The sequence below is a fragment of the Kosmotoga arenicorallina S304 genome (genome assembly GCF_001636545.1).
Lineage (GTDB): Bacteria > Thermotogota > Thermotogae > Petrotogales > Kosmotogaceae > Kosmotoga_B > Kosmotoga_B arenicorallina.
This window is the reverse complement of the sequence record NZ_JFHK01000024.1, coordinates 12,717-32,111: the sequence shown is the minus strand read 5'-3', so window position 1 is coordinate 32,111 and position 19,395 is coordinate 12,717. Positions and strand designations below refer to the sequence as shown.

Annotated in this window: 17 protein-coding genes, 2 tRNA genes and 1 other annotated feature; all 19 genes read left to right on the top strand. The window is 44.0% G+C overall.

Annotated elements, in window-relative coordinates; all coding sequences use genetic code 11:
- The first annotated feature begins 1 nt into the window (after position 1).
- Positions 2-349 (top strand): holo-ACP synthase, encoded by a 348-nt coding sequence (gene acpS / locus AT15_RS09210; RefSeq protein ID WP_068348812.1) that lies wholly within the window; start codon positions 2-4, stop codon positions 347-349.
- 1 nt (position 350) lies between these two features.
- Positions 351-2,375, top strand: coding sequence for an NAD-dependent DNA ligase LigA (gene ligA, locus AT15_RS09205; protein ID WP_068348809.1), 2,025 nt, complete (start codon positions 351-353; stop codon positions 2,373-2,375).
- Complete coding sequence (locus AT15_RS09200; protein WP_068348806.1) at positions 2,362-3,489, top strand: cysteine desulfurase family protein; 1,128 nt, start codon at positions 2,362-2,364, stop codon at positions 3,487-3,489. Before ligA ends, AT15_RS09200 begins: the two co-directional genes overlap by 14 nt.
- Positions 3,490-3,544: 55 nt before the next feature.
- Entirely contained in the window at positions 3,545-4,420 is an 876-nt protein-coding gene (locus AT15_RS09195) for a YicC/YloC family endoribonuclease (protein ID WP_068348803.1), read from the top strand.
- A gap of 12 nt (positions 4,421-4,432) precedes the next feature.
- Positions 4,433-4,732 carry a DUF370 domain-containing protein gene (locus AT15_RS09190; protein WP_068348800.1) on the top strand — a complete coding sequence of 100 codons (300 nt, stop codon included), beginning with the start codon at positions 4,433-4,435 and terminating at the stop codon, positions 4,730-4,732.
- Complete coding sequence (gene gmk / locus AT15_RS09185) at positions 4,729-5,340, top strand: guanylate kinase (RefSeq protein ID WP_068348798.1); 612 nt, start codon at positions 4,729-4,731, stop codon at positions 5,338-5,340. The genes AT15_RS09190 and gmk overlap by 4 nt, the downstream gene beginning before the upstream one ends.
- Before the next feature lie 4 nt (positions 5,341-5,344).
- Positions 5,345-5,578 (top strand): DNA-directed RNA polymerase subunit omega, encoded by a 234-nt coding sequence (gene rpoZ, locus AT15_RS09180; RefSeq protein WP_068348795.1) that lies wholly within the window; start codon positions 5,345-5,347, stop codon positions 5,576-5,578.
- Complete coding sequence (coaBC, locus tag AT15_RS09175; RefSeq protein WP_084251691.1) at positions 5,575-6,783, top strand: bifunctional phosphopantothenoylcysteine decarboxylase/phosphopantothenate--cysteine ligase CoaBC; 1,209 nt, start codon at positions 5,575-5,577, stop codon at positions 6,781-6,783. Before rpoZ ends, coaBC begins: the two co-directional genes overlap by 4 nt.
- Before the next feature lie 83 nt (positions 6,784-6,866).
- A tRNA-Thr gene (locus tag AT15_RS09170) sits at positions 6,867-6,942 on the top strand.
- A gap of 13 nt (positions 6,943-6,955) precedes the next feature.
- Positions 6,956-7,042: transfer RNA gene (locus AT15_RS09165), tRNA-Tyr, on the top strand.
- Positions 7,043-7,071: 29 nt separating this feature from the next.
- Positions 7,072-7,239, top strand: coding sequence for a 50S ribosomal protein L33 (gene rpmG / locus AT15_RS09160; RefSeq protein ID WP_068348789.1), 168 nt, complete (start codon positions 7,072-7,074; stop codon positions 7,237-7,239).
- A gap of 30 nt (positions 7,240-7,269) precedes the next feature.
- Positions 7,270-7,476, top strand: a complete 207-nt coding sequence (gene secE / locus AT15_RS09155; RefSeq protein ID WP_068348786.1) for a preprotein translocase subunit SecE — start codon at positions 7,270-7,272, stop codon at positions 7,474-7,476.
- Positions 7,477-7,494: 18 nt separating this feature from the next.
- Positions 7,495-8,559, top strand: coding sequence for a transcription termination/antitermination protein NusG (nusG, locus tag AT15_RS09150; RefSeq protein ID WP_068348783.1), 1,065 nt, complete (start codon positions 7,495-7,497; stop codon positions 8,557-8,559).
- Positions 8,560-8,614: 55 nt separating this feature from the next.
- The gene (gene rplK, locus AT15_RS09145) at positions 8,615-9,040 is read left to right on the top strand and encodes a 50S ribosomal protein L11 (RefSeq protein ID WP_068348780.1); all 426 of its coding nucleotides are present in this window, start codon (positions 8,615-8,617) and stop codon (positions 9,038-9,040) included.
- Between the two features lie 12 nt (positions 9,041-9,052).
- Positions 9,053-9,748, top strand: coding sequence for a 50S ribosomal protein L1 (gene rplA / locus AT15_RS09140; protein WP_068348777.1), 696 nt, complete (start codon positions 9,053-9,055; stop codon positions 9,746-9,748).
- Positions 9,749-9,759: 11 nt separating this feature from the next.
- Positions 9,760-9,883 (top strand) — a sequence feature (ribosomal protein L10 leader region).
- Positions 9,884-9,896: 13 nt separating this feature from the next.
- Complete coding sequence (gene rplJ / locus AT15_RS09135; protein ID WP_068348775.1) at positions 9,897-10,442, top strand: 50S ribosomal protein L10; 546 nt, start codon at positions 9,897-9,899, stop codon at positions 10,440-10,442.
- A gap of 16 nt (positions 10,443-10,458) precedes the next feature.
- The gene (gene rplL, locus AT15_RS09130) at positions 10,459-10,845 is read left to right on the top strand and encodes a 50S ribosomal protein L7/L12 (protein ID WP_068348772.1); all 387 of its coding nucleotides are present in this window, start codon (positions 10,459-10,461) and stop codon (positions 10,843-10,845) included.
- Positions 10,846-10,950: 105 nt separating this feature from the next.
- Complete coding sequence (gene rpoB, locus AT15_RS09125; RefSeq protein ID WP_068348769.1) at positions 10,951-14,475, top strand: DNA-directed RNA polymerase subunit beta; 3,525 nt, start codon at positions 10,951-10,953, stop codon at positions 14,473-14,475.
- A gap of 36 nt (positions 14,476-14,511) precedes the next feature.
- Entirely contained in the window at positions 14,512-19,200 is a 4,689-nt protein-coding gene (locus AT15_RS09120; RefSeq protein WP_068348767.1) for a DNA-directed RNA polymerase subunit beta', read from the top strand.
- The last annotated feature ends 195 nt before the right edge of the window (positions 19,201-19,395 follow it).

Here is a 19,395-nt window from a genome sequence, read left to right as displayed (position 1 = left end):
CATGGTTTTTGAATTGGGTACTGATATTGTAAAAATCTCCCGGTTGAACGAACGGATTATAAATCGTATTCTTGGTGATGATGAAATTAAGATTTACAATTCTTTTGGTAGCGAAAAGCGCCGAAAGGAATTTGCAGCGGGAAGATTCGCTGCAAAAGAAGCGCTGATAAAAGCAACTAAAAGAAGAGAGCTGGAGTTAAAAAAAATGCAATTTTTGATGCTGGAAGATGGTTCACCAGTTCCCGACCGACAAACTAAAGAACTCGTGAAAGCAGAGGAAATTCTGGTGAGCATATCACATGATGGCGAATATGCCATAGCTACCGTTCTTGTTTTAAGGAGAGATTGATATGGATGGGAAAATACCTCCAGAAGTCATTGAAAGGGCAAAAAAACTTCGGGAAGAGCTTAATTATCATTCTTACAGGTACTACGTATTGAACGACCCGATAATCACCGATCGGGAATACGATAATATGCTCAAAGAGCTTTCCGCGCTTGAAAAAAAATACCCGGAATTAATAACACCTGATTCTCCCACACAAAGGGTTGGCGAAAAGCCAGCGGAGGGCTTCAAGGAAGTTCGCCACTCTGCAAGGCTTTACAGCCTTGACAACACGTATTCTGAAGAGGAAGTTCTTGAGTTTCATAATCGGGTAAAGAGACTCTTGGGAACTGATGATATAAAATACATCTGCGAACTGAAAATAGATGGTTTGTCCATTACGCTACGCTATGAGTCTGGAACGCTGGTTCTTGCAGCCACGCGTGGAGATGGTGCGGTGGGGGAAGATGTCACCGCAAACGTCAGAACCATAAAATCCATTCCCCTGAAATTGAGGAGGCCTCTTGATATTGAAATTCGTGGGGAAGTGTTTCTCCCCAAAAGCGAATTCAAAAACCTCAATGACGAAAGATCAGAAGAAGGGCTTCCACTCTTTGCCAACCCGCGTAATGCAGCTGCTGGAACGTTACGGCAATTAGACCCCCAGGAAGTCGCCAAAAGAAATCTCGATGCCTTTTTCTATCAGATTGTGGATCCGCGCAGATACAAGCTTGAAACCCAATGGGATGTCCTGGCTTTCATAAGGGAGATCGGGCTGAAAACGGAACCCCATGCAAAGCTTGTAGAAAAGACTGAAATGGTCATCGATTATTGGGAATATTGGCAGAAGGAAAAGCATGTGCTGGATTATGCGGTGGATGGAACGGTTATCAAGGTCAATTCCATCCACCAGCAGGAGGAACTGGGATATACAGCCAAGAGCCCGAGATGGGCTATTGCTTTCAAATTTCCCGCGGAACAGGCCAGGACGAAGTTGACTCAGGTCAGCTTTCAAGTGGGAAGAACAGGAGTTATAACTCCTGTCGCAGAGCTGGACCCCGTTGAACTCTCCGGAACCGTTGTTCGACGAGCGACGCTTCATAATTTCGATTACATCTTGGAGAAAGATATTCGAATTGGGGATCTGGTGATATTGGAAAAGGCGGGAGAAATAATTCCTCAAATTGTAAAACCACTTTCGGAGGTCCGTACAGGTAATGAAAAGCTTATTGAGCCTCCTGAACGCTGTCCTGTATGTCAGGGGCCCGTAGGCAAGGGTAAAGAAGGCGAAGTGGCTCTTCGTTGTTTAAATCCAGCGTGCCCTGCAAAGCTGGAAAGACGCATTATGCTGTTTGTGTCGCGCGATGCAATGGACATCAGGGGGCTGGGTGGAAAACTGGTCAAAAGGCTTATTTCTACCGGGCTGGTTGGTAATTTCTCCGATTTATATAAACTAACACCTTTTGAACTCGCTCAATTGGGAACCGGAATCGGTGACAAGATCATTGCTAATCTCTTGAGAGAAATCGATAACAGCAAGGATAAACCTCTTAGCAAGCTCCTTGTAGGTTTGGGAATTCCCGGTGTCGGGAAAAAGCTGGCACTTGACCTTGCGAAGCATTTTGAAACCCTTGAGAGCCTTGAAAAGGCAAAAATTGAGGATTTACTTGAAGTCCAGGGAGTTGGAAATGAGCTGGCGGAAAATATATACAATTTTTTCCATAACGAAGAGGTGTTAAAAGAGCTCGATGAACTGAAAAAATTCGTTAATACAAAAGAACCACTGAAAAAGAGAGAAGGCATACTTGAAGGCAAAAAGATAGTCGTAACAGGCACCTTGAAGAATTACACGCGAAAAGAAATCCACGATTTGATAATCGCTTTAGGTGGTGAGGTAAGCTCAAATGTTTCCGCCAGAACAGACCTCGTGATAGTCGGTGAAAATCCCGGTTCAAAGCTCGAAAAAGCAAAGAAGAAAGGCATAAAAATTATGAGCGAAGAAGAGTTTTTGAGCACGATTAAGGGGGAGAATAGCGATGATTTATCTTGACAACAACGCCACGACGATTCTCGACAAAGAAGCCGGCAAAGCCATGATGGAATGTTTTTACGAAATTTATGGAAATCCAAACTCTATACATCCCATGGGGCTTGAAGCACATAAAGCGATGGAGGAAAGCAGGGAAAAAATCGCCGATTTGCTGAAAGCGGACCCGCGCGAGATATATTTTACCAGCAGCGCAACCGAGTCTATAAACTGGGCATTGAGATCCGCCACTTCTTTCAGGGGAAAGAGAAAGAGGGTCATAACCAGCGCAATCGAGCATAAAGCGGTTTTGAATACGTTGAAAGACCTGCAGAACTCTGAGGGCATTGAAGTGATCCTGGTAGAACCTGACAGGCACGGGGTTGTTTCAGCTAAAGAGTTTTTGAAACATGTGAACGAGGACACTTACCTTGTATCGCTTATGGCAGTTAACAATGTAACAGGTGCTATCCAGCCCTATAAAGAAATCGGGAGATACCTTCAAGGGAAAGACATTTTCTATCATATTGATGCCGTCCAAACGATAGGAAAGCTACCCTTTACCTTTGAAGACTTTTGCACCTTTGCCTCTTTTAGTGCACACAAATTTCATGGCCCCAAAGGCGTGGGCATACTGTACGTAAAACGCGGTACCTCATTAAGGCCACTGCTTACAGGTGGGGGTCAGGAACGGGGAATGCGCTCCTCCACACAAAATGTGCCGGGAATAGTCGGGACAGCGGTGGCGATGGAAAATGCTATCAAAGAACTCAACAACAAAACCGTTGAAAAATTAGCATCTCTAAGAGACCATATCGTTAAAGCTGTATATGACCTCGACGGAGTGGTGAATACGCCCCTTGAGCATTCCATTCCCAATACGCTTAATATCTCAATACCCGGAATAAAGGGAGAAACTCTTGTTAATGCCCTGGCATCAAAGGGTATTTGCATTGGAACTTCATCGGCCTGTTCATCTCGAGGCGATAGCGGACAGTATGTTCTAAAAGCCATGAAAGTAAAGGAGCACGTGGGTGAATCGGCCGTAAGAATAAGTATGTCAAGATTTACTACTGAAACTGAAGTTGAAGATTTCATTAAAACATTGCGTGAAATAACAATGCTTTTGAAATTTTAAGCTTAATCGGGTATAATTGACTGTAGTTGATTATAATCAGACATGGGGTGTTATGATGATTCGCAGTATGACAGGGTTCGCCAGATCTGAAGCGGAATGTGAGTTTGTCGCCTGTTCAGTGGAACTTAAAAGCGTAAATGCCAAGCATTTGAATTTGGAAGTAAATATCAGCGGGGGGTTTACAGAAATCGAAGTGAAAGCCTCGCGATATTTGCGAGAAAGGTTGCGCAGGGGAACGGTAAGGGCATATGTAGAGATCTACTTCAGCCAGAGTGTAGGAGACATTATTAAACCTGATTTAGGCGTTGCTTCCGCTTACTATAACGCGCTGAATGAGTTAGCGGATAAATTTCGGATTCCCGACAGAATTTCTCTTGACACACTGAGCAAAATGAAAGACGTACTGAAATATAGGATCTCGCCTTCCGTGAATGAGAAAATTTGGGAATGCTTGAAGATCGCCCTTGATAAGGCGATAGCGTTACTCAACGATGATCGAGAACGCGAAGGGAAAAATCTCGAAAAGGCACTATTTTCTTACCTTGAACGCCTTGAAGACATTGCGAAAGAGCTCCATTCTAAAACCAAAGACTTACTGGAATATTACAGAGAATTATTGAGAAAAAGAATTTCAGAAGTGCTGGAAATAGATGTAGACAAGAACAGGCTTGAGCAAGAAGTGGCTATATTAGCCGAAAGAGCAGACATTTCAGAAGAAATCGTCAGGTTGGAATCCCATATATCAGCTTTCAAGAAATTGATTGAAAATGAAAATGAGTGCGGTGTTCAGCTTGATTTTCTCTGTCAGGAGATGCACAGGGAATTCTCCACCATAGCCGCAAAATCCAAAAAAACCGAAATAACTTCCCTTTCGATAGAAGGTAGAACGCTTGTTAACAAAATAAGGGAACAGGTTCAAAACATCGAGTAGGAGGTGTCTTCTGTGTATGGTCTTATTAATGTGGGTTTTGGTAATGTAATCATCGGGGATCGTGTTATCGCAATTGTTAACCCTGAATCCGCACCATTAAAGAGGCTGAAAGAAGTTGCAAAAGAGGAGGGAAAGCTTATCGATGCAACATATGGTCGTAAGACAAGGGCCATAGTAATAACCGATAGTAACCACATCATCCTGAGCGCTATTCAGCCTGAAACAATCGCTTCCAGGTTTATGCAGGCATTTTCGGATATAGAAGAAAAATTAAAAGAAATACGTGATGCAGGGAGAAATCTGGCAGAATGAGAGGAACTGTTTTTGTTGTGAGCGGACCTTCAGGAGCTGGAAAAACCACCATCCTGAAGGAAGTGCTTGGCAGAATTCCAAATTTGGAGTTTTCCATTTCATATACGACAAGGCCGAAAAGGCCCAACGAGGAAAATGGCAAAGACTATTTTTTTATTTCAGAAGAGCAGTTCAAAAAACTGATCAATGCAAATGCATTCCTTGAATGGGCAGAAGTACACGGGTATCTTTACGGCACATCAAAAGCTTTTGTTTTAGAGAGAATCAAGAAAGGCGTTAATTTAATTCTCGATATAGATGTTCAAGGCGCTCTTTCTGTGATGAGAGAGATGCCGGAGGTGGCAACCATTTTTATTTGCCCGCCTTCCTTTGAAGAATTAAAAAAGCGATTGCTTTCGCGTGGAACCGAAACCGAGAGAGATCTTAAAAGAAGGCTGGAGGATGCCCGCTGGGAATTTTCCCACATCGTGGATTTTCAGTATCTGGTTGTTAACAGAAATTTAAAGGAGTCGGTAAAACAACTTGAAGCAGTGATAATAGCTGAGCAGTTAAGACTTGATAGAATAAAGGACCACATGGGACTGGAAGAAATGCCGAAGGGAGTGTGATAAGATGCTTGTGAACTATGAAAAGATCATGAAACGGGTAAAGCATAAATATGCGGTACCTGTTGCGGTAGCAAGACGCGCTGAAGAGCTGGAAGATTTTGGCCGTCCAAAGCTTGATCCTGAGATCGTTAAAAAAGCAGGGGATAAGATAAATATCGCTATGAAGGAACTGGAAGACGGAAAAATAAGGATAAGAAATGAAGAAATGCTGAAAATTCTTACGCCAAAGGTGAAATGATGAGCTTATCACTTCAGGGTAGAAAGATACTCCTTGGAGTTTCAAGCGGGATTGCTATTTATAAAGCTGTCGACCTGTTAAGCATGCTAAGAAAGTCCGGAGCGGAATTGAAAGTTGTACTGACGCCCGAAGCCGAAAAGATGGTTTCGGGTTCGGTTTTTTCTGCTGTCGGTAATTGTCCGGTATATTCCGAGCTCTTTCAGGTTCAGGAAGGCTTTATACCCCATACCGACCTATCCCGCTGGGCAGAGCTTTTTGTTATTGCTCCGGCAACCGCCAACACCATAGCGAAATTGAATGTGGGTATTGCCGATAACCTTCTCCTGGCAACTGCACTCGCATATCCCGACAGGCCTAAAATGCTTGTGCCCACAATGAATACGAGGATGTACGAAAATCCCGTTACCCTTGAAAATATAGCAAGCTTGAAGTCAATGGGCTGGCACGTGATTACACCAGAGTCAGGGCACCTTGCCTGTGGCGAATTGGGTAAAGGGAGATATCCTGAGAACAGCGCCATAATGGAGGAAATAGCTTACCTGCTCTTTGAAAAACCTCTTGCGGGAGTAAAAGTAATGGTCACCGCAGGTCCCACAAGGGAGAAGATCGACAATGTCAGGTATATTACCAATCGTTCTTCCGGGAAAATGGGATACGCCCTCGCGAGGATGTTAAGGCTCATGGGGGCTGAAGTCATACTGATTTCGGGTCCCACAACATTGAAAATTCCTTCCGGTGTGAGAGCGGTGAAAGTTCAATCTGCAGCTGAAATGGCGAAAGCTGTCGATACCCACTCAAAAGATTCCAGAGTTATCATAATGGCAGCCGCTGTTGCCGATTACAGACCCGCAGAGCCTTCGGAATCAAAGATAAAGAAAGGTGCAGGTAAACTCACATTGATTCTTGAGCGCACAAGAGACATTCTCGCAACCCTGGAGAGAAAAGAAGGTCAGATAGTAATAGGTTTCTGTGCTGAAGATAGAGATCTGGAAAACAGAGCCAGAGAGAAGCTTGTGAAGAAATCATTAGATGCGATTGTTTGTAACGATATATCCCGAAGGGATATAGCCTTTGGTTCAGAGGAAAATGAAGTCTCAGTTTTTTTCAGAGATGGAAGTTCGGAATACATTGAAAAGGCTGATAAAGACACAGTTGCGCTTCAATTGATAAAAAGGGTAATACTTAGATTGCTTTCAAAGAGTTGAAGATTTCCTTAATTAATTTTTTTCTGGATTTAGAAGCCTTGACAGTCATAGAAGTTGCGGTTATAATAATTATCGACTGTCGGGCCAACGTAGCTCAACTGGTAGAGCGGCTGACTTGTAATCAGCAGGTTGGGGGTTCGAGTCCCTTCGTTGGCTCCACACGAGTATCGGTGGTAAGGTGCCCGAGTGGTCAAAGGGGGCGGACTGTAAATCCGCTGGCGGAACGCCTACGGTGGTTCGAACCCACCCCTTACCACCATTAATTTTGTTGAGTGATGAGGTGACATGATGGCAAAGAAAACAAAGGGAAACAAGATACTCGTTACTCTTAAATGTTCCGAGTGCGGAACAAGGAATTATTATCGTTTCAAGAACAGGCAGAAAAAGTACAAGCTTGACACCAACAAATATTGTCCGAAGTGTAGGAAGCACACGCTTCACAAAGAATCCAAGTAGATTTATCTGCAATTGTTGGGAGGAGATTAAATGGCACAGGCTAAATTTTGGAAGTTCCTCTCTGAAGTTAGATACGAAGTAAAAAAAGTCAGTTGGCCGAATAGGAAGCAGCTTCTTTCCACCACAACAGCTGTAATATTTGTCCTTATTGTCAGTGGTGCTTTCCTGGGATTGCTGGATATCCTATTCACCAATGTTATTCGTAATGCCCTCATCGCCCTTACCGGTGGCATGTGATATCAGTGGTGATAGGTAGTGCGTAAAAAATGGTATATAATCCAGACTTATTCTGGACTTGAGAACTCCATTAAAGAAGCTCTCGAAGCGAAGATAAATTCCTTTGGAGTTCATCATCTTTTTGGGAAAATTTTAGTCCCTGAAGACATAAAACTTGACAGGGGTTCTTCGCCTGCTGAAAGGCATATAGTTCTCAACAACGCGCAGATCCTTGTTAAACCCAATCAGGATGTGAAGAAAGGCGACCCGATAATCGAAGACCCTGAAATCCATGCAAAAAACGATGGAATAATAAAAGAGATCAAGAACTATCGGATTATTTTCATTGAGACCATTGACAGGAAATTCACTAAAACCTACTACGTTCCCGAGAGTGCAAAGGTTGAAACTGGTATCAGGCCTGGAGCAAGAATAAGGCAGGGCATGCCCTTGACAAAGCATGGCGAGAATTTTTGCGAGCTGGATGGAAGAATAGTCTTTACTGAGAAGATGAAGAGGATAGTTGTTGAAAGAGACAATGGCGATGAAGATGTTTATATGGTATATCCGAAAACATATGACCCGAAAGTTATCCGCAAAGGCGCCCGCATTAAACGTGGCGAATTGATATCAGAAAAAAGAACCATTGTATCCAAAATCGATGGAAGGGTAGACATATCAGAATTTCCAGGCCGCAAAGAACTTAAAATGTACAAAATAACCAAAACCAGACTTTATCCCGGATACATATTTATAGAGATGATCATGAACGATGAAACCTGGAATATAGTGAAGAACACACCAAATGTCGTCAATTTTGTTTCTGTCGGAGGGCAACCCATAGAGCTGAAGCGCAAGGAGATCCACGCGCTGTTGAAACTTGTCGGATTAGAAGAATATGAAGAGAAACCTTCAAAGATAAAAGTTGAAGTGAACTTTGAGCTCAATGAAATCGTGAGAATAAACACAGGTCCTTTTGAAGACTTTACTGGCAAAATAACCGAAATTAACCCCGAAAGACAGGAAGTAAAAGTTGTTGTAAGCATCTTTGGGAGAGAAACACCTGTTGTTCTCAAATTGTCTGAAATAGAAAAAATAGTGTAGCAAACCAGTGGGAGGGGCTAAACCAGAGCCCCGCTTACCACAAGGAGGTAGAAGTATGGCAAAAAAGATACTTGCTCAAATTAAGTTGCAGCTTGAAGCGGGCAAAGCAACACCTGCTCCACCGGTAGGACCAGCACTTGGTCAGCACGGAGTGAACATCATGGGTTTCTGTAAACAGTTCAATGCTGCTACCGCTGATAAACCAGGTATGGTTTTTCCAGTTGTCATAACTGTTTACGGAGACAGATCCTTTTCCTTCATTCTCAAAACCCCACCTGCGAGTTTTCTCATCAAGAAGGCAGCAGGTATCCAGAAAGGCTCTGGAGTACCAAACAAAGTGAAAGTTGGGAAAATCACCAGAGCACAAGTCGAAGAAATAGCTAAACTCAAGATGCCTGATCTCAATGCCCTTACCCTCGAAGCCGCTATGAAGATTATTGAGGGAACAGCAAGAAATATGGGCGTTGAGGTTGTCGACTGAGGAGGGGTTTGAATGCCAAAAAGATCAAAAAGATATCTCGAAGCGAGGAAACTTGTGGATAGAGACAGAGCCTATCTTCTGGATGAAGCTCTGGAGCTTTTGAAAAAATTCCCATCCACGAAATTTGATGAATCCATTGAACTCCACATCAAGACAGGAATAGAGCCTTCAAAGTCCGACCAGCAGGTTAGGGGAACGATAAGCTTACCCAATGGCACTGGTAAAGACGTTAAAGTTCTTGTCTTTGCAAGAGGCGAAAAGGCCGAAGAAGCTAAGAACGCCGGCGCTGATTATGTGGGTTCCGACGAGCTTATACAGCAGATTCAGGGCGGCTGGACAGATTTCGATGTTGCAATCGCTACGCCTGATATGATGAGGGAAATCGGAAGATTGGGAAGAATTCTTGGACCTCGCGGTCTAATGCCATCCCCAAAAGCTGGCACGGTAACCAATGATGTGGACGAGGCAGTAAAGGCTTTCAAAGCGGGAAGGGTTGAGATAAAGAATGACAAAACAGGAAATCTTCATCTTCCCGTAGGCAAAAAATCCTTTGAACCTAATGCGTTAAAAGAAAATATCACATCGGCTCTGGAGCAGATTTCTAAGATGAAACCTTCAGCTGCCAAAGGTAGATTTATAGTCAAAGTAGCAGTTGCTACAACAATGAGCCCTGGAATAAAATTGGATCACAACAAATTGCTTGACTGACAGTTAACGGAAATAAAAATAAATATGTACCGAAGACAGCAGGTTTAGTAAAGGCTCATGCCGCCTGCCGAGGTACGCAGAAGGTAAAGATGATATAAATCTCTGCGGCCTCATGGCCGCTTTTTTTGAAAGGAGGTGCACCCGGCGGATGTTCACAAGAGCGCAAAAAGAAAAGTTTGTCCAGGAACTTGCCGATAAGCTCGCTAAATCATCGTTGATACTTTTTACTGACTACAAAGGCTTAAGCGTTGCTCAGATATCTGAACTCCGTGGCAAACTCTTTGAGAGATACGAGGCAAAGGCAAAATATCAGATAGTCAAAAATACCCTTTTACGCCTTGCATTGCGAAAGGCCGGGTATAACGAAGAAGAGTGGGCTGATGACATCCATGAAACAACTGCTGTACTTATGGTGAATGAAGATGACCCTGTTGAAGCCGTAAAGATAATTTACGACTTCACAAAGGCCAGCAAGAACAAACTTCCCGCTCTCAGAGGATTTTACCTTGAAGGGAAGTACTTTGATCAGAGCAAAGTCGATGATATTGCTCAGCTTCCTTCAAAGGAACAGCTCATCGCTATGGTTGTTGGCGGTATCGCAGCACCTATCAGTGGACTTGCTTATGCGCTTAACGGCGTGCTAACGAAATTCCTTTATGCCCTTAACGCAATTAAAGACAAAAAATCAGAATAAACGGAGGTGTGGTAAAATGACAAAAGAGGAACTCATTCAGGCTATTAAAGAAATGACCGTTGCTGAACTCGCAGAACTCGTGAAGGCTCTCGAAGAAGAATTTGGTGTTAGTGCTTCTGCTCCTGTGGCTGTTGCTGCTGTTCCGGGTGCCGCTGCCGGACCTGCCGCTCAGGAAGAAGAGAAGACTGAATTTGACGTTGTCCTTAAATCCTTTGGTGAAAAGAAAGTCGGAGTTATTAAGGTTGTAAGACAGATAACAGGTCTCGGCCTCAAAGAAGCCAAGGAACTTGTTGAAAAAGCGGGTACACCTGAAGCGGTAGTCAAAGAAGCCGCTCCGAAGGAAGAAGCCGAAAACATTAAGAAACAGCTTGAAGAAGCCGGCGCTGAAGTTGAGTTGAAGTAATCAGGTAACTTCTGATTTACAAAAACAGTTTATAATTTAAAATACCCACATCAGGGAACTCTCTGGTGTGGGTTTGGTGTGCTCAAGTTGACGAGAGGTGATTGAATGAGAAAGGCAAGTTTCGCAAAGCGTGAGCGCTGGGTCTTTGGGAAAGTTATCGAGCCCCTTGAGATTCCAAACCTGATTGAAATTCAAACGCGATCTTTCCAATGGTTTATCGATGAAGGACTTCTTTCAGTTCTAAAAAAATATTCCCCTATCAAATCTCAAATTCAACGTGGCGATCTTCGAAAAGGTGAAAAGGGATTTACACTTGATTTTGTGTCTTCAAGAGTTGGAAAACCAAAACATAGCGTCCAGGAATGCAAGGATAAGGGACTCACGTATTCTGTCCCCCTGTATGTTACAGTCAGAATAGCTGACCTTGCCAGTGGAGAAATCAAAGAAGAGGAAGCATTTTTTGGTTATCTTCCTTATATGACTGACAATGCCTCCTTCGTTATCAACGGGGCAGAGAGAGTTATTGTAAATCAACTTGTAAGGTCACCCGGGGTTTACTTCGTCGATGAACCGACAAAATCCTCCGGAGGCGGCCTTCCAATTTTTGTGGCACATTTTTTGCCTGTAAAAGGTGCCTGGCTGGAAATATTGCTGAACCCGAACAAAAACATTCTTCAGGTTCGAATTGACAGAAGAAGGAAAATGAACCTCTTCCTGCTCTTTAAAGCAATGGGATATGTTGATGATCTTGAAATCCTGAAGCTTTTCGTCCATGAAGTTGATGCGAACGACGACGTGGCATTATATGAACACGTAGGCAGTAGATTGCTTGAAGAAGTTTCTTACAAGGGAAGCGTTATAGCTGAGAAAGGCGCAGTGTTGACAGAAGCCCTGGTTAAAGAAATTCTTGAATCGGAAGTCAAAAAAGTGAAGCTTCCCATGCCCGTTGCAATGAAAACCCTCGAAGCTCTTAACAAGACCTATGGTGAAGGGCTCAGCCAGGACGAGGCATACCTTGCAATATTCAGAAAACTCCGACCCGGTGAAATTCCCAGGATAAACGCCGCAAAAAATTACCTGCACGGGCTGTATTTCGAACCCGAAAGATTCGATTTCTCAGATGTGGGGCGCTATAAACTAAATCAAAGGCTGAAGAGGATTTACAGAGACTACCTTATAGAAGTAGAAGGACGGGAAGACGTTCCTGAAGACCTCGAATACAACGAAGAATCACTTGCGATTGTCCCGATGGATATCGTCCTTGCTGCTAGGCATTTGACGGAAGTCCAGCTGCATCCGGAAATGCTAGACACAAAAGACCATCTTGGAAATAAGAGAGTTAGAACCGTTGGCGAACTCATGCAAACAGAGTTTGAAAAGGCGTTCATGAAAATACATAAGCTGCTTGAAGAAAGGCTTACCTTATACAACTCACTTGAAAAGCTCACTGTACAGAGCCTTGTAAACGTGCGAACGCTAATGACAACGCTCCACCAGTTTTTTGCTACAAGCCAATTGTCACAGTTTATGGATCAAGTTAATCCATTAGCTGAGTTAACTCATAAGAGAAGATTATCGGCAATTGGACCTGGTGGGCTCAAAAGGGAACACGCGAGATTTGAAGTCAGGGACGTCCACCATTCACATTATGGAAGAATGTGTCCCATTGAAACACCAGAAGGTGCAAACATTGGGCTGATGACTTCACTTTCTACATACGCCACTCTCGATAAATACGGCTTCCTGCTTACTCCGTACAGGAAAGTGAAGAAGGGAAAGCTTACTGATGAGATAATTTTCCTCGGTGCGGATGAAGAAGAGAATTATAAAATTGCGCAATCCACAATTGAAGTTGATGATGAAAATCACATCAAAGAAGAGACGGTGGAAGTAAGGCATGCCGGGGAAGTGAAATTTGTCAAGAGAGATGAAGTGGACCTCATTTCTATCTCACCAAAACAGATAGTCAGTGTTTCTACTTCTCTCATTCCCTTTTTGGAACACGATGACGCTAACAGAGCTTTGATGGGGTCAAACATGCAGAGACAGGCCGTTCCAGTTATAAAACCTGAGGCCCCCATTGTCGGCACGGGTGTTGAAGCTGTCGCTGCCAGGGATTCTGGATATGTGGTTCTGGCAAAGCATAAAGGTATTGTGAAAAAAATAGATGCAAAAAAGATTGTGATTATGCGCCTTACCGATGACGGGGAACCGATTATGGGTTCTGATGGAAATCCGGTATATGACGAGTATTTACTCCATAAATTCATCAGAACTAACCAGGATACAACTATAAATCAGAGGCCCATAGTCTCTGAGGGCGAAATCGTTGAAAAAGATACCCCCATAGCTGATGGTCCTTCAACAGACATGGGAGAACTTGCATTGGGTAAGAATGCGCTTGTCGCCTTCATGCCATGGGAAGGCTACAACTTCGAAGACGCCATACTGGTGAATCAGGAATTACTCGAAGAAGAAACCTTCACAACTTTACACATCGAAATGTACGAAACCGTTGCGCGCGATACGCAGCTGGGTCCGGAAGAAATCACCGCGGATATTCCAAATGTTTCAAAAGAATTGCTCAGAAATCTCGATGAAAATGGAATTGTAAGAGTCGGAGCTTACGTAAGTTCTGGTGATATTCTGGTTGGAAAAGTCACTCCAAAAGGCGAATCCGATACAACTCCTGAGGAAAAGATTATCAGATCCGTTTTTGGAGACAGAGGTAGAGATGTCAAGGACACATCGCTAAAAGTTCCGCACGGCGTGGAAGGCAGAGTCATTGACGTCAAGGTCTTCGAAAAGGAGGATATCTCAGAGCTTGGTTCTGGAATAAACAAACTCGTCAAAGTATACGTGGCTTGCAGGAAACCATTAGATGTAGGTGATAAGCTCGCCGGACGTCACGGAAACAAAGGTGTTGTTTCAAACATCATTCCCAAAGAAGACATGCCTTTCCTGCCTGACGGCACACCCATTCAGATTGTGCTCTCTCCTCTGGGTGTCCCTTCACGTATGAATGTGGGACAGGTTCTGGAAACACACCTTGGCTGGCTGGGTAAGCTTACCAACAGATATTTTGCTACCCCAATCTTTGACGGAGCGAAAGAGAACGAAATAATGGATGCTCTTTACAAAGTCCGAAAAGAAAAGAACCTCGATGCCGGTGATTCCGAGAAAGAAAAGAACGGCAAAGTCATTCTAAGGGACGGAAGAACCGGTGAGCCTTTTGATTTCCCCATTGTTGTAGGGGTAATGTACATGCTGAAGCTTGTTCATATAGCGAAGGACAAAATTCATGCCCGTTCAACAGGGCCATACTCACTGATTCACCAACAGCCTCTCGGTGGAAAAGCGCATTTTGGTGGCCAGAGGTTTGGGGAAATGGAAGTATGGGCTCTGGAAGCGCATGGAGCTGCCCATACGCTAAATGAAATGCTAACTATAAAGTCGGATGATATCAAGGGCAGGAACGAAGTATATAAAGCCATTTTGAAAGGAAATGTAATCCCGGAACCTGGATTACCGGAGAGTTTCAAAGTGCTCATAAAAGAACTCCAGGGTCTTGCAATGGATGTGCGAGCCTATGATCAGGATGGTAATGAGGTTGACGTGGACAAATTATGAAAAACAGGGAAATGAATCCCTCAAGGAGGGAAGATAATGGCTGTAAGTTCATTTAGGAGGAAGATCAGTACCGTTCAAATCAAGGTCGCCTCACCGGAAACAATCAGAAGATGGTCCAGCGGTGAAGTAAAAAAGCCAGAAACTATAAACTACAGAACTTTCAAGCCTGAAAGAGATGGGCTGTTCTGCGAAAGGATTTTTGGACCAACGAAGGACTATGAATGTGCTTGTGGCAAGTACAAAGGTAAGAAATACGAGGGCACGGTCTGTGAACGCTGTGGCGTAAGAGTCGAGTCAAAGGAAGCAAGGCGCCGCAGGATGGGCCATATAGAATTGGCTGCGCCTGTGGTTCATGTTTGGTATTTGAAAAGTGCACCAAGCATTCTGGCTTCGTTGTTGAACATACAGAGCAAAGACCTTGAAAATATTATCTATTACGGTTCAAAGAGGGTCATTGAGAAATTGTATGTAATTACAGACCCAAAATCCACTGATTTCTTTGCCGGGATGACTTTATACCAGACCGAATATGACATTTATACCAAAAAACTCGATTTTGAAGTGGAACAAGGCTTCAAAGTAAAGAACCCTAAGGGTCCAGTGATATCGGACCTTGATGGGAAAGTCAGAATTGAAAACGTCACTAGCAGCACCGAAAGAGAACTGAACTGGATTATCATCGAAGGTGAAAATGGAATTCAGAAAAAATACCCGGTTTTTGAAGGTGCTCTCATATACGTGCAGGATGGAGAAGAAGTGCGAAAAGGTGACACGATCGCTGACCGCTTCCTCTTTGAAGATGAAGTCCTCGCTCTTTCAGAGTACGAGATTTTCAACGAGTACTATCCCGGTAAATTTGAAGTAGAAACAGACACGGAAAACGACAGACCCATAGTCATTGTTACTGAAATAGACGAAGAAGTCGCAAAAGAAACAGGACACCAGATTGGCGATATTATAATTGAAAACGAGTACGAAGCTTACAAAGAACTCTATCCCGGTAAACTGCAGTGCGATTACGGTGCTGCAGCAATAAAAAAATTGCTGAAAAACCTGGACCTTGAAGAGCTCAAAATCCAGATCGAGCATGAATTGAAGACCATACCCAAGAGCAGCGCCCGTGCGCTTAAATTGCTGAGAAGATTGAAGTTCATAAAAGATTTCCTGAAATCCGGAAACAAGCCAGAGTGGATTATAATGGAAGCTGTTCCTGTTATACCACCTGACCTCAGACCCATGATTCAAATCGAAGGTGGTCGTTTTGCGACTACTGATTTGAACGATTTGTATCGAAGGGTGATCAACAGGAACAACAGGCTGGCAAAGCTCTTATCCATAGGTGCGCCGGATATCATAATAAGAAACGAGAAGCGCATGCTTCAGGAAGCAGTAGATTCACTCATATACAACGGGCGTGTCGGTAAAGCCGTTACAGATAGGTCTGGAAGGCCCCTGAAATCCCTGACGGACCTTGTGAAAGGTAAGAAAGGGCGTTTCAGGAGAAATCTTCTTGGAAAACGTGTGGATTACTCAGGACGCGCCGTTATCGTTGTGGGACCTGAACTGAAAATCCACGAATGCGGTATTCCCAAGAGAATGGCCATGGAGCTTTTCAAACCCTTTGTGCTTGGAAAACTCCTTGGGACGGAATCCAGCAAAACCGCCCGTAAATACAAGAAAATGATCATCGAAAAGGAAATGCCGGAAGCCTGGGAAGTTCTCGAAGACGTGATCAAAGGACACCCGGTATTATTAAACAGAGCGCCTACACTGCACAGAATTTCCATACAGGCGTTTATCCCGAAGCTGGTAGAAGGGAACGCAATAAAGCTCCATCCATTGGTATGTGCACCCTTTAATGCTGACTTTGACGGAGACCAGATGGCAGTACATGTGCCTTTGTCAGCTGCGGCAAAAGCAGAGGCGAAATTCCTTATGCTCAGCAGATACAATGTCATATCTCCAGCACACGGAAAACCAGTCTCCATGCCAGGTAAAGATATAATTGTTGGGGTTTACTATTTAACAACTGTAGATCATGAATACGAGGCCTTTGAAAAAGAGCTTATGAGTTACTACGAAGAACTCAAGAAGTCAAAGCTCAGTAATGTGGAGATAAGGCGAAGAGTAAGAGAAAAAGCGCTGGAGAAGATAAGCTGGAAATTTGGTTCAGTTACTGAAGCTCTCATAGCATATGATGCTGGCAAGCTCAAGCTTCATGAACCTATTCTTGTCCAGCTTGATGAAAGCAGCGGAGACCTTACTCCGACTACAGTTGGAAGAATAATATTCAACTCCATTGTCCCCGAAGAACTGAGAGACTATACAATAAAATTCAACAAGAAGCAGATAAAGAAACTCATCTACGACTGTTTCCAGAAGCACGGAATAGACAGAACCGCTGACCTCCTGGACGACATGATGAGGCTTGGTTTCCATTATGCCACAGTCAGCGGCCTTACGATTTCAATAAGGGATATAGTCACTTCACCAAAAAAGGACGATGTGATAAAGCGCGCCGAAGAAAAAGTTGCGCAGATCGAGGACCTATTCCACAAAGGCTTCCTGAATCCGGAAAACAGATCCATAGAAATCATAAAGATATGGGAAAAAGCGACAGAAGAGCTCATGAACGAAACGGTGACGGAATTCAGAAAATACCCCTTCAACCCTGTCTTTATGATGGTGGACTCCGGTGCCAGGGGTAACGTTGACCAGCTGAAACAGCTCGCCGGTATGAGAGGTCTCATGGCTGATCCTTCCGGTAAAACGATTGAGGTCCCGATTATATCCAACTTCAGGGATGGATTGACAGAACTTGAATTCTTTACTTCGACTCACGGAGCCAGAAAAGGGTCCGCTGATACAGCCTTGAGAACATCCTTTGCCGGTTATCTCACAAGAAGGCTCGTTGATGTGGCGCAGTCCGTGACTATAACCACGCCGGATTGTGGAACTGAGAAGGGTCTGGAAGCCATAGAGCTTATGCTAGACGACGTAACCATTGAAAAGCTTGACGATTTTCTCTTCGGCAGGGTTCTGGCTCAGGACATAACCGACCCTCAGTCAGGTAAAGTGTTGAAGCATCCTGTTTCGGGAAAAGAATACACTCGAAACACCATGATAAGAGATGACGACTCAAAATTCTTAGCAAGCTTCAAGACCACCATTACCATTATGCGCGAAGAGAAATTGAAGCTATCAAAGCTATCACAGCTATCTCACTATACAGAGCTCGCTTATGATGTCGAGATGGAAGGCGAAGTGCTACGTGCGGGAACGGAACTCAATGCCGATGTGCTCCATAAGCTCAAAAATGCCGGTATAAAAGAAGTGGATGTGCATTCCTTCCCGGTCGTAGGAAAAATCTATGTTGGACCAAGCTTGAGAAATAAGGATAATGTAGAGCTCGTGAGATACCAGGAAAAGGTAAATGTGATCACCGCAAAGAACCTGTATGAAGCTGGATACATGGAACTCGAAGTCAGGCCAGCAATTATCGTCCGCTCTGTTCTCACCTGTGAATCGGAGCAGGGTGTGTGTGCAGCCTGTTACGGCATGGACCTTTCCAATCACGATATCGTGAATGTAGGGGAAGCAGTTGGAATCGTCGCAGCGCAATCCATTGGTGAACCGGGTACCCAGCTTACAATGAGAACATTCCATACCGGTGGTATTGCAACAGGAGCTGATATCACAAGGGGTCTTCCAAGAGCTGAAGAACTCTTTGAAGCACGAAAGAAACTCAAGGACCCGGAAGCCATTTTCAGTGAGGTTGAAGGATTTGTCAAAGACATAGCAATAGATGAAAAGGGCAGGAGGAAGGTCTTTGTGGAAACAGAAGACGGAAAGATAAAAGAATACGACCTTTCAAGCGTAATAAAGCCCAAAATCAGCGTCGGAGACAAAGTACTCAAAGGCGAATCGCTCACCACGGGTACAATAAGGCCAAGAAAGCTCATGGAAAAACTCGGTGTTATCCCGACAGCCTTTTATCTGCTGCGTGAAATCAAGCAGGTTTATGCTGAACAGGGTGTCGAAATTCACGACAAGCACTTTGAACTCATAATCAGGCAGATGCTTTCCATGGTTGAGGTAACAGATCCCGGTGATACTGATTACCTGCCTGGCGATCTTTTGAGTATCCAGAGCGTGAGGGAAATAAACAGAAAAATTTACGAATCGAACAAAAAAGTAGACGAAAACAAAGCGTACACTCTTGGAAAAAGGCTTGCGAGGAGAATTTTGGTAGAAGACGAAGAAGGACAGCTCGTAAAGCTGGCTTCCGAGAACGACGTGGTGACTGAAGAACTTCTGCAAAAGCTCGTAGAAAGCGGAGTAACGGATATAAGAATCTACGATGTGGAAGAGGAAGAATACCAAAAGCTCATAGAAGAAGTAAATCCGGATATAGTAATACCTGAAAAAGAAGTTCAAATAAGGATGAAAGAACCTCTGAAATTCAAGAGGAGGCTTCTCAGGATCACAAAGGCTTCTCTTGAAAGCGAAGGCTGGCTATCCGCAGCTTCCTTCCAGCAGACGCCTCAGGTGTTGACCGAGTCTTCCGTGGAAGGCAAGGTGGACAAGCTCCTTGGGCTCAAGGAGAATGTTATCGTAGGCCAGCTGATTCCAGCAGGTACCGGTCTCGATATGTACGCCAACATCCAGGTAGAAGAAACTCCCATCTCTGAGTTTGGCGAAGAAACCGAGGAACATCCCGCGTGATCTCAATGTGAAAAGAGGAGCCCGCAGGGGCTCCTCTTTTTTTGGCAAAAAAAATCCGGATCTTCAGATCCGGTCAAAGTGGGGGGTCTATTTCAAGGGGGATAGGGGGCTATCCATCGAATTCATTTTAAGATGAGAATGTTAACTGCATATTGTCAATTGCTTTTAATCCAGTATATTCATGGTAAATCAAAC

What these genes read in the sequence shown, in the direction of transcription:
- rplL (WP_068348772.1), top strand. Translation starts at nt 10,459, where the DNA reads ATGACAAAAGAGGAACTCATTCAGGCTATTAAAGAAATGACCGTTGCT.
- acpS (WP_068348812.1), top strand. Translation starts at nt 2, where the DNA reads ATGGTTTTTGAATTGGGTACTGATATTGTAAAAATCTCCCGGTTGAAC.
- rpoB (WP_068348769.1), top strand. Translation starts at nt 10,951, where the DNA reads ATGAGAAAGGCAAGTTTCGCAAAGCGTGAGCGCTGGGTCTTTGGGAAA.
- rplK (WP_068348780.1), top strand. Translation starts at nt 8,615, where the DNA reads ATGGCAAAAAAGATACTTGCTCAAATTAAGTTGCAGCTTGAAGCGGGC.
- secE (WP_068348786.1), top strand. Translation starts at nt 7,270, where the DNA reads ATGGCACAGGCTAAATTTTGGAAGTTCCTCTCTGAAGTTAGATACGAA.
- AT15_RS09195 (WP_068348803.1), top strand. Translation starts at nt 3,545, where the DNA reads ATGATTCGCAGTATGACAGGGTTCGCCAGATCTGAAGCGGAATGTGAG.
- rpoZ (WP_068348795.1), top strand. Translation starts at nt 5,345, where the DNA reads ATGCTTGTGAACTATGAAAAGATCATGAAACGGGTAAAGCATAAATAT.
- coaBC (WP_084251691.1), top strand. Translation starts at nt 5,575, where the DNA reads ATGATGAGCTTATCACTTCAGGGTAGAAAGATACTCCTTGGAGTTTCA.
- gmk (WP_068348798.1), top strand. Translation starts at nt 4,729, where the DNA reads ATGAGAGGAACTGTTTTTGTTGTGAGCGGACCTTCAGGAGCTGGAAAA.
- rplJ (WP_068348775.1), top strand. Translation starts at nt 9,897, where the DNA reads ATGTTCACAAGAGCGCAAAAAGAAAAGTTTGTCCAGGAACTTGCCGAT.
- AT15_RS09120 (WP_068348767.1), top strand. Translation starts at nt 14,512, where the DNA reads ATGGCTGTAAGTTCATTTAGGAGGAAGATCAGTACCGTTCAAATCAAG.
- rplA (WP_068348777.1), top strand. Translation starts at nt 9,053, where the DNA reads ATGCCAAAAAGATCAAAAAGATATCTCGAAGCGAGGAAACTTGTGGAT.
- rpmG (WP_068348789.1), top strand. Translation starts at nt 7,072, where the DNA reads ATGGCAAAGAAAACAAAGGGAAACAAGATACTCGTTACTCTTAAATGT.
- ligA (WP_068348809.1), top strand. Translation starts at nt 351, where the DNA reads ATGGATGGGAAAATACCTCCAGAAGTCATTGAAAGGGCAAAAAAACTT.
- AT15_RS09200 (WP_068348806.1), top strand. Translation starts at nt 2,362, where the DNA reads ATGATTTATCTTGACAACAACGCCACGACGATTCTCGACAAAGAAGCC.